Source organism: Candidatus Nitrosarchaeum limnium BG20 (assembly GCF_000241145.1).
GTDB classification, from domain to species: domain Archaea; phylum Thermoproteota; class Nitrososphaeria; order Nitrososphaerales; family Nitrosopumilaceae; genus Nitrosarchaeum; species Nitrosarchaeum limnae.
In genome coordinates this window covers 1-840 of sequence record NZ_AHJG01000337.1, presented here as the reverse complement: position 1 = coordinate 840, position 840 = coordinate 1, and the positions used below count along the sequence as shown (strand labels likewise).

Below are 840 nucleotides of genomic sequence, written 5' to 3'. Positions count from 1 at the left end.
TTCTTTTAACATGACTTGTTCATCTTTTGCAGCTACTAATTCTACTTCTTTGAGATTATGGTTTGTAATTACTGTTAGTGCTTCACATCTTGTACATAGTAGTGTTTGTCCATCTGTTTTTCTTTCAAAAACTATGTTTTTTTCTAATCTATCACCTTTTTGGCATGTAGGACAAAGTTTTGGCTCTTTCAATATTGTAATAATCTCACGAATGTAAATTGTTCTTGACATTTGTAATTTTATTAAAAGTCTATCAATAAAGACTTTGTATTTTGATGTTAATTGGCATCCAGCATTTTAATTCAAACAAAAACCGTTCTATAATTATTTGAATCAAAACGTTAGGTATTCTATATATTTCCTAATCTAGCCAATTAACAATCACTATTTTGTTGTCAATAAAATATGTCTTTGGTATTTTTGAAATAATAATTTCTTGGAGTTGTTTTGTAGAATTTATGTTTCAAAATCCTTAAGTTTGCACAAAATTTAGATGAGTTATGTCTGGAAAATCTAATCCCTCATCACTAAATTCTAAAATTGAAAAGTTAGATGTGTCTATGAAAGAACTTGTTGTCTTTTTTAGGAGTAAATGTAGTGTCTGTGGGCATCAAAGAATAGCGCATGATGAACATGGAAAATGTGAGGGAGTTATGAATAAACCCTGTAATTCTGGATGTGATGGTTTTATTCTAGAATAGATTATTATTCAAATAATTTAGGTGACTATTTCGTCTAATCTGTCTTCTTCCTGAGCCTGTTTTATCTCCATTGCAATTCTTCTGCCAATCCCAAACGTTTTTCCATATTGGTATTTTGTATATGGACTTGTGGTTGCGA

General features: G+C 29.8%; 3 protein-coding genes. 1 reads left to right on the top strand and 2 read right to left on the bottom strand.

The features are described 5' to 3' along the window. A partial coding sequence (locus tag BG20_RS11490; RefSeq protein ID WP_010195623.1) for a hypothetical protein occupies positions 1–231 on the bottom strand: 231 nt, incomplete at its 3' end. Between the two features lie 269 nt (positions 232–500). Between BG20_RS11490 and BG20_RS11485 the strand changes: the two genes are divergently transcribed. Next, complete coding sequence (locus BG20_RS11485; protein ID WP_010195622.1) at positions 501–701, top strand: hypothetical protein; 201 nt, start codon at positions 501–503, stop codon at positions 699–701. A 17-nt stretch (positions 702–718) separates the two neighbouring features. On the opposite strand, the gene BG20_RS13820 is transcribed toward BG20_RS11485, so the two are convergent. Further along, the coding region (locus BG20_RS13820; RefSeq protein ID WP_010194636.1) for a DUF1297 domain-containing protein at positions 719–840 on the bottom strand (122 nt) is incomplete at its 5' end.

Excerpts from the sequence above, each read along its gene's own strand:
- BG20_RS11485 (WP_010195622.1), top strand. The coding sequence starts at position 501 with ATGTCTGGAAAATCTAATCCCTCATCACTAAATTCTAAAATTGAAAAG.